Genomic DNA, 8206 nt, shown 5'->3' on the forward strand with positions numbered 1-8206 from the left:
GTGATGATAGATGAGCCCTTTGAAAACGTGGATTACGCAAAGAGGAAGATCCTCATCAACTGGTTTAAGGAGTATGGAGAAGCTGGACTTGTGGTAACCCATGAGCTAGACATGTTAACCATATTCAACAACTATTCAACCTATTTAATATTTGATGGGAAGGTGTATGGACCAATAAGGGTAGAGGACTTCCTGGAGTCTTCAATAATCAATGGAGAAGATCCATCAGCTTTACTAGTCTTAGAGATTAAAGGTAGGAAATTCTCATTAGTTAAGGGAAAAGGTGAGGACAAGATAAGGAACTTGGGGAATATTGATAAACTATACTTAGTGGTATGAATTGACTGAGACAATTGTCAAAGAAGCAAAGAAGATCGCTGAGCGGATAATAAAGTACGAGACTAGGAAGTATTTAGGCAAAGTTTACATCCTTTGGTCTACTTATCCCTTGATTATAACTTTATTTTACTCTATCATCGTAGACTACTTCCCTTCTCTATATAATGACAAATTTTTCACGTTTAGCTTTCAAGCCCTGCTTATAGGCTTATATTTTGTAATTATTTACATGTTGATAAGAAAACTAGTTATCACTACCTTAAGGTACAACGGGATTTATGGCAAAGGGAGTAAAAAGCGATCTCGCATTGTAACCCCATTATTGTGGTCTTTGATAATACTTGTAACTTTGGTCATGTTCTTAGGGTACTATACGTCGGATATCCTTCTGGCGGTATCAGGTTCCTCTATTTACACTGTTTTCGTAATTTACTCATTTTATGACTCTTTGAGGATTGTTGGTATCAAGTATTATGACGTTTTAGCCTTAGCCTCTTTCGCAATTGGTATGATGGCTATTCCTTTCGGAATTTACTTACCTTTCTATATAATGAGCGTTTTCTGGATTTACGCTGGTTATAAATCGCTTGTGGAGGTAATTGAGGATGAGTGAAGACGTAAAGAAGTTACTGGAGATGATGAAGAACCCTGCCCTATCAAACTCTTTAAGGCTAGGCATTTTAATATCCTTATACGTTCTAAAGCGGACTTCTTTCTCTAGCTTACAGAAGTCCTTAGGAGTTCCCAAGAGCTCCTTACATGCGAGTTTACAAGTTTTAGAGGAGAGCGGTTTGATAAGAGTAAGGAAATTGCCTACGCCTCTAGGTCCTAGGACATTCATAGAGTTAACCGACGAGGGGAATAGGGTAATTAAAGAGTACATGAGTATCATAAAGAAAATAGAATGAAATTCATTACATGCGAAACCTACTTATGAAGAGGTTACAAAGTTAAGGAAAGCCTCGTAGGGAGGGGATGACAAAGCATATAAACTCTTTATTATGGGTAGAGGGCTAAAAAGGGTGGGAAAGAAATCAGAGCTATAGTTTCAAGATGTTCCCTCCACTGCTCGCTCTCGTATCTAATTATGGAAAAGGTCTACGTTTAGTTTTAGAGTGGTTAAGAGAAAATAAGCCAAAAATTTGTTAAAAGACATGGATAAGGGTACTTACGAAACACTAAGGCAAAAGTTTAATCTACCGTCAAAGGTTACCATAGACTGTTATAGGAATGCTATAGCAAAGTACAAGTCGTGGTTGAAGAACCCTAAACGTGGTAGGTACCCTACAGTACGTAAGGTCTCTCTCTGGTTAACGCCAGAACAATCATACTCTATTGATTTCAACAAGATGGTCGTGAGGATAGTAGGAGTTGGTGAGTTGAAAATCCTAAGTTATCCAAGGAACTTATTTGAATACAAGGACTGGGAAATAAAGGAAGCTAGGCTATTGCTAAAGGAAGGCAAAGCGTACCTAAAGGTCACTCCTCTAAAGGAATGGAAGGTACCAGAGGCTAAAGATGGTGTAGCAGTTGATATTAACATGGCTGAGGTAGTTTTAGGTAAAGACGATAAACAGTACGTTAGGATACCCACAAGATTAGAGGATGCCCATCACTACAAGAGCTTAGCTGAGGGCTTTTAGAAGAGGTGGAAAGAGAACGACAGGTCTTGAACAGGAATAAACACTTTCACAAGAGGGCTAAAGACATGCTGGAGGTAGATAAGTGGATTGTAGAGGTGGCTAAGTCATTTAACGTCTCAAAGGTGTTCATTGAAGACCTCATCAAGAAAGTTAAGAAGCTACTAACTGAGTTTAGAGATAAACTCTATCTAATACTGGATTGAATGACAAGCTAAGAAACATGGGCTAAAGGTAGTGTATGTTGATCCATAATACTCCTCCACTCATTGTCCTAATTGCGGTAGTAAGATGGAGGAAGTAAGACATATTTTCATTGTGCTAGTTGTGGTTATGAAAACGACCGTTATTCCAAATTATGAACATTTATGGTTCTCTGACCCCCTCGACATATGAGAGATGTAAGCACTAACCGATGAGGGGAAAACCCTCTAAGGGGAGGAAATCAGTAATGGCTTTCTGCTGATAGACAATGAAGGTTTTTATCTCTAAATCGTTAGTGTTCCCCATGAAGATAGGGATTAAAAGCATCGGTCCCATTAAAGAGGCAAATATTGATTTTCATGATAAGGTTGTAATAGTTGGGGGTAATTCCACTGGCAAGACTTTTATCTCAATCTTAGTGTACTTTCTCCTAACTCTGCCAAGTATGTTGAGTGGACCACTAAAGTACAAGTTAGAACTCCCAGCTATTGAGGTAAACAATGAGGTCTCTCTAGAGGTTCCAGTGAGTTTTAAGGAGTTAATTGAGGAGAACAAGGATATAATATCTAAAAGAACCGGGGAAGGGTTAAAGTCTGTATTTGGTGTAAACATTAAAGAATTAATAAGGTTTCAAGATAACGAAAGCGTAATCAAGAGCGATAAGATTAAGATTGTCTTGCATGGAGACGACGTTGACGTGGAAACTAAAATAGATGAGAGAGCAAACTTTAACGTAACAGTTGTGAAGATCTCTGCTGGATTTCAAACTTGTAGTAGTACAAGTGGTCCAGAGGGCAAAATAGTGGTTATTACTGGGGATAGAGTAGAGGAGTGCCTTGAAAACTCATTAGCGTATCATTCCTTAGTGAAGTTCCTTATGGAGCCCTCTTATTACCCTGTGGCATTTTTAAGTACTGAAAGGATAGCCTCAGCGTTCTATTTACCTAACTTAAATAAGCTAATTTTGCCCCCGGTTTCCGCGAGCTTAGGTAAACCCTTAATCGCTGATTTCTTAAAATATATAATTCCTGGCGTTAAGTTTGAGCTATTCGGTCATGAAGTGGAGGTAAGCAAGGACTTCTCAATTAGGGTGTCTAAGGAGGAGAGAGAAGTTAACCCTTCGTTAGTATCTACTGGAATATACCAGTTGATCCCAGTCGAGTTAGCTCTGAGGAACCCTATACTTAGGACTGTCATAATAGAGGAACCTGAAATAAACTTACATGTTGACGCACAAATTGAAGTGGCAAAAAGGTTGGCTAATGAAAATACTAAGAAGCTGTTTATAACCACTCATAGTGAGTGGATCCCAATGTTTATAGCTAAGGTGGGTAAGACTGAAGGTCTAAGGATTTATGAGATTGTTGAAGGTGTACTGGAAGAGAGAAAGGTAGACGAGGAAGGCTTTGTGGAGACCTTCAAGACGATCTTCCCTAAGGCAAATAAAGGAATAGAGGAGTTATTCCAAGAGGTGAGTAAGGTAAGTGAAATTAAATGAATTTATGAGTATTGGAAATGGAGTCTTATGTATAAAATATGATAAACTCTGCAAAAGAGAGAAAAAGAGTGTTGATGCAGTCTGCATAGCTCTAAACGATACCAAATATGATGAGAAGATTTATTGTGTTAAAGTTGAGAACAATAATGAGATATTGCTAGAAAGAGAGAAAGAACTTAGAATTCCCATAAATTGTGTTTGCTTAGACAGGGAAATAGAGGAAAGAGTAAGAAATTTTGTGATGGCTGCACGTGAGTTAAGCTAGAAAATTATAGTGAATAGAATTCCTCTCTGACCTCCTCCCCTTAGAGGGTGAGGATTTCTTTGTCTTTTGTCATATCGGGTCTAGCTTTATTAATGTGGGGTTTGGTTTCATCGGATCTCATATATATCAACCCTTGGGCTTCACGGGAGTCAAGCGAATTCTTCGCCCTCACCCGCCCCATTAGCGGGATAACCCCAACCCACAGTGGGGGAACATCTTGGGCTATGCCAGCCTTTCGGGATACATACCCACATCTGGCATTATGTAAAAATATTAGTATGGAGTTGTATAAACTTAATAGTCACACTGAAACTGCCGACTACGGGATGGACTCTCGTGACGGGTACATAATTATAAATATAACTTTACATCTTCAGAGTCAAGCATAGGTACTCCGCAACATATTATATAGCATTACTTTTTGTTTACTGTACACTTCCCCTTGATGATATGGACTATAATATTCCTAATAACTACATTAGTTTTCGTTAACAGTAATTATTTATAGATAGTCTTTCAACGAAATCCTTCCAAAGTCTTTCAGAAAACGGTCCATAAAGAATTATTAAATATATTAAAAAGTACGATAAGAAGAGATATAAAGAGAAAACTACATTGTTTGTGGTAATAACGTAGAGAGTAGGGCTCCAAATAGTGACAGCTAAAGCTATGAAAATCAATACTCCCATAAGAGAGAATTTGAATGGTATTTGCTCGATGTCCCTAATTTGTGGAGGTGGTCTAAAAGAGATTAGTAACCAGGTAAGTGGTACTGAGGATAAAGGTAGTGCAAATAAACTTATTCCGATTCCTAGTAGGTGATGTGCAATCTCAACTATTCCAAATGGTGAAATTACAGTGTATGAAAGTAACAATCTAGCAAACATTCTAGTCCTTATATATTTCATCAAGTTCAATCCTACAAAATCTATCCATAATCTCTCGTTTTGAAATGATTGTCCTATGAACGTAACGTAAAAGGTTACACAGTAAATCAATAAGAGGTTATTTATTACTATTGATGATTTAAATAGCATCAAAATTAAAGCCCCTACAACCGAGGGAGGAATAACTATGATAAGAGTTGGTATCCTTAAATTTTTCGTACCACTCCCATAAAATCCAAATCTCATAGTTGTTGAAAAGAACGTAGTGTAGAGGATCGACCCAAAGAATGAAGAAGGGAAAGGAAAATCTATTGGGTTCTTAAACTCAGAGGGATAAATGGTTAACGAAATAGCCCTCTCCTTAAGTTCTTTACTTATCTTGTACAAGAAAACTTCCATAAGACCTAGGAGTATTACGTAATATAATAACGAAAAGGGTGAAGGATTGATAAGTAGATATATCAGATTAATCGAAGGATATACAAAGAATGAGGCAAGCAGATATGCTAGGAAAAGTACGTTTATTAATATCCTCCTCTGTAAGTTTAATACTCCTCCTATTATAAACAAACTTGAAAGGAATAGCGAGAAGAGGATTACTCCTATCACACTGATTAATACGGATGAAGAGGAGAGTATAGAAAAGAATAGGAAGATGAGTAGGAGGATAAGTGAATCTCCCAATTGTTTAATTAGAATTAAGTTAAATAGTTTAACTTTAGTAGAAATTAATACGAAATCCATTTCAGATTTTGTTAGGTAAGAGGGATAAATTAGACCAAAGATGACAATACTAAGTGAACCCCAAAATATTATGTCTTCGCCCACTACTCCTAATTCAATATAAGGATGAGTTAATCTAACCCATGCTAAGAGGGCTATGAATAAATAAGAGATTAAACTAACGATTATGAATCCCTTAGTATATCTCGATTTAACGTAAAAGTAAAATAACCTGGTTAACCTCAAATTTTCCCACCCATAATTCTTGCTACTACTTCTTCCAATCTCTCCTCGTTTTTAGAGAGTTTTTTCAGATCATCCATTCTACCCTCCCAAATAACACTTCCCTTATTAATTATAATGACGTACGACGTAAGCCTCTCTGCAATAGACATTATGTGTGTAGAGACGAGCATAGTGGAGTTCAATCCTCTCAAGTACTTGATCACTTCTTCTTGTGTTGGTAGGTCTAGGTAATTCAGTGGTTCGTCTAGGAGCAAAACTCTTGGTCTGTGAATTAAAGTCATCGCAATTGCTAATTTCTGTCTATTACCTCTGGACAGGGATCCTGCTGGCTTATCTAAATCCTCTAAATGAAGAAAGGAAGCTAGTTCAACTATTCTACTCTTATAATCCCTTACTCCCCTCAACAATGCTATGTATTCTAAGTTCTCCTTTACTGTTAAGTTTAAGAAAGGTAAGGCGTCCTCTGGTAAATATCCAATACAGTCCCCTGCCAAATCCGGAGTGGAATTACAAACCATTACTTTTCCCGAATCGGGCTTCAACAAGCCAGATAGTATTCTAAGCGTTGTAGACTTCCCAGCTCCATTAGGACCTAAGAGAGCAAAGGATTCTCCACAAGGTACTTTGAAGCTTAGCTCATCGAGAGCCTTTATTTTAGTGAAACTCTTAGTTACTCCTTCTAATTCTATGCAATACTCCACAAGTCAGAAATTAAAAATAAAGGATTTAGCTCTATCGCTAGAAGAAGTATAAGGTATCTAGATAGAAGGCTATTGCAAACAACGTCAACATCGCTAACGGTAGGACGTAACTATAAATAGCTTTACTCTTAACTCCTTTTCTTAACAACAAATTTCCTAAACCAGAGGTAGAGTGTAGTATGAAGAAGAAGGCTAGAGGGGCTATTAATATTAAATGTAGCTCCAAGCTGTTTCCTCTGTTTAATAATCCTAACGTCATTACTGTTATGAAAGTTGAGGTTTGGGGACCCGCACCAAAGCCCGTAATTCCTTCTAATATGGCTAAGATGAATAATATGTAAGCAGTTTGTCTTTGAAGTTCCGGGTTATAAATTGAATCCTTAGATATTGGATTGAACGTCTTCTTGTAATTGTTAACCATCATTACAATCCCTATGACAAAAAGGGGTATCAATTTTGAAATAGCCCCTAAAGAGATGATTAGAGTAGACGTTATTATTAATAATCTATTAGTCCTTCCTTGCAACATCAGGATACCCCAGACTTTCCCAATAGCCTAGAACATTCTTCGATGTTACATGAATTCTCACAAGCCACTTAGTATATGTATAACCCCACCACCTGGGAACAACCATTCTAACTGGATATCCGTGAACTTGAGGTAGGGGCTTTCCGTCAACCATGTAAGCTACTAATGTATCATCTTCCATTGCCTTCCATAAGGGTAAATCTGCTGTATAACCCTCTGCACCAAATGTCAAAACCTTAATTGCCGAAGCTTTAGGGTTAGCCATGTTAAGTATATACCTTAAAGGAACACCAGTCCACTCAACGTTTGCCCTTAAGAATAGAGGGTCTGAAACACATTGTATAGTATCTTTTATGGTGACAGAAGGCATTGAAGTTAATTCGTTATAAGTTATTTGTAAAGGATTTTCAACATCTCCATCTACTGTTAATACGTAATTATTAAGATTTATTGAAGGAGTTTCAGCTATTTGTACTACGTACCAACTTCCGAAAGGAGTTAAACCATTAGAATGTTGTAAGGAATTAATCTCATAACTACCCAGTCGATAAAGTGTTATTAAGGAAGCTGAAAGAACCATTAACTTTAAAAAGTCTCTTCTTCGCATAATTCTCTTATTATAAACTAGAAATATAAGTATTTACCAGAATCTAAACTATGTTTGAAATGAGATTAAAATCCTTTACGTTCTAGATTGGTAGTTTAAAAAGAGTACATTCACCAGATTAAGTCTACTAAAAATTTTTAAGAATATCAATAATTTTTTATAAAATATGAGGAAAAGCCCCTCCCTTCGTGGTGGAGAGGAAGTCAAGCATATAATCGCATTATGACTATACAATTTTATATCTTTAGATTCCAAATATTCACTATGGAAGAACAGCTAGAGAAGTACGCTGAGTTTCTGGAGAAGTACGCTGAGTATTTAAGAAAGAATGGGAAACCAATCATAGATATACCTTTATCGCCTGAAGAAATTTTATCTGAGGCGTCAAGAATAAGGGCAAAGTCTAAGGTTAAAGCTGAGCATGGTTGGATATACGTTGATCTCAACGAAGGAGTTGTTGAGCATTGGGCTCATATAGAAGGGGAGGTTATAATTAAGCTAGACAAATTATACAGACCGTTAAAGATAGAGATAGAAATAAAGGACACAATGGATAGTGAAAAAGTG

Annotated in this window: 11 protein-coding genes and 1 pseudogene; 8 read left to right on the top strand and 4 right to left on the bottom strand. The window is 37.0% G+C overall.

Annotated elements, in window-relative coordinates; genetic code table 11:
• The 7 genes and pseudogenes from DMP16_RS06455 to DMP16_RS06480 all read left to right on the top strand — a co-directional run.
• Nucleotides 1-339: pseudogene (locus tag DMP16_RS06455) on the top strand (ABC transporter); the annotation flags it as partial.
• Nucleotide 340: 1 nt separating this feature from the next.
• Nucleotides 341-952 carry a hypothetical protein gene (locus DMP16_RS06460; RefSeq protein WP_069284252.1) on the top strand — a complete coding sequence of 204 codons (612 nt, stop codon included), beginning with the start codon at nucleotides 341-343 and terminating at the stop codon, nucleotides 950-952.
• Nucleotides 945-1247, top strand: coding sequence for a helix-turn-helix domain-containing protein (locus DMP16_RS06465; protein WP_069284253.1), 303 nt, complete (start codon nucleotides 945-947; stop codon nucleotides 1245-1247). Before DMP16_RS06460 ends, DMP16_RS06465 begins: the two co-directional genes overlap by 8 nt.
• A 246-nt stretch (nucleotides 1248-1493) precedes the next feature.
• On the top strand, nucleotides 1494-1982 hold the full coding sequence (locus tag DMP16_RS11370; protein WP_231961149.1) for a hypothetical protein: 489 nt from the start codon (nucleotides 1494-1496) through the stop codon (nucleotides 1980-1982).
• A gap of 65 nt (nucleotides 1983-2047) precedes the next feature.
• Nucleotides 2048-2185 carry a hypothetical protein gene (locus DMP16_RS11375; protein WP_231961150.1) on the top strand — a complete coding sequence of 46 codons (138 nt, stop codon included), beginning with the start codon at nucleotides 2048-2050 and terminating at the stop codon, nucleotides 2183-2185.
• Between the two features lie 302 nt (nucleotides 2186-2487).
• On the top strand, nucleotides 2488-3681 hold the full coding sequence (locus DMP16_RS06475; RefSeq protein ID WP_069284778.1) for an AAA family ATPase: 1194 nt from the start codon (nucleotides 2488-2490) through the stop codon (nucleotides 3679-3681).
• Nucleotides 3668-3946, top strand: a complete 279-nt coding sequence (locus DMP16_RS06480) for a hypothetical protein (RefSeq protein WP_143576993.1) — start codon at nucleotides 3668-3670, stop codon at nucleotides 3944-3946. Before DMP16_RS06475 ends, DMP16_RS06480 begins: the two co-directional genes overlap by 14 nt.
• A 488-nt stretch (nucleotides 3947-4434) precedes the next feature.
• Here DMP16_RS06480 and DMP16_RS06485 read toward each other — a convergent pair whose 3' ends face one another.
• From DMP16_RS06485 to DMP16_RS06500, 4 genes are read right to left on the bottom strand one after another with little or no spacing between them, the layout of a single operon-like run.
• Entirely contained in the window at nucleotides 4435-5802 is a 1368-nt protein-coding gene (locus DMP16_RS06485) for a hypothetical protein (protein WP_069281314.1), read from the bottom strand.
• Nucleotides 5799-6503, bottom strand: a complete 705-nt coding sequence (locus DMP16_RS06490) for an ABC transporter ATP-binding protein (protein WP_143576994.1) — start codon at nucleotides 6501-6503, stop codon at nucleotides 5799-5801. The genes DMP16_RS06485 and DMP16_RS06490 overlap by 4 nt, the downstream gene beginning before the upstream one ends.
• 37 nt (nucleotides 6504-6540) lie before the next feature.
• Nucleotides 6541-7032, bottom strand: coding sequence for a hypothetical protein (locus tag DMP16_RS06495; RefSeq protein WP_069281312.1), 492 nt, complete (start codon nucleotides 7030-7032; stop codon nucleotides 6541-6543).
• Nucleotides 7013-7639, bottom strand: a complete 627-nt coding sequence (locus DMP16_RS06500) for a molybdopterin-dependent oxidoreductase (protein ID WP_069281311.1) — start codon at nucleotides 7637-7639, stop codon at nucleotides 7013-7015. Before DMP16_RS06500 ends, DMP16_RS06495 begins: the two co-directional genes overlap by 20 nt.
• A gap of 264 nt (nucleotides 7640-7903) precedes the next feature.
• Here DMP16_RS06500 and DMP16_RS06505 point away from each other — a divergent pair.
• Nucleotides 7904-8206 (top strand): hypothetical protein (locus tag DMP16_RS06505; RefSeq protein WP_221929527.1); only part of this gene is annotated, 303 nt, incomplete at its 3' end.

Origin of the sequence: Sulfolobus sp. B1 (assembly GCF_007050195.1) — an archaeon.
GTDB lineage: Archaea > Thermoproteota > Thermoprotei_A > Sulfolobales > Sulfolobaceae > Saccharolobus.

What these genes read in the sequence shown, in the direction of transcription:
- DMP16_RS06475 (WP_069284778.1), top strand. Translation starts at nt 2,488, where the DNA reads ATGAAGATAGGGATTAAAAGCATCGGTCCCATTAAAGAGGCAAATATT.
- DMP16_RS11370 (WP_231961149.1), top strand. Translation starts at nt 1,494, where the DNA reads ATGGATAAGGGTACTTACGAAACACTAAGGCAAAAGTTTAATCTACCG.
- DMP16_RS06500 (WP_069281311.1), bottom strand. Translation starts at nt 7,639, where the DNA reads ATGCGAAGAAGAGACTTTTTAAAGTTAATGGTTCTTTCAGCTTCCTTA.
- DMP16_RS06495 (WP_069281312.1), bottom strand. Translation starts at nt 7,032, where the DNA reads ATGTTGCAAGGAAGGACTAATAGATTATTAATAATAACGTCTACTCTA.
- DMP16_RS11375 (WP_231961150.1), top strand. Translation starts at nt 2,048, where the DNA reads ATGCTGGAGGTAGATAAGTGGATTGTAGAGGTGGCTAAGTCATTTAAC.
- DMP16_RS06465 (WP_069284253.1), top strand. Translation starts at nt 945, where the DNA reads ATGAGTGAAGACGTAAAGAAGTTACTGGAGATGATGAAGAACCCTGCC.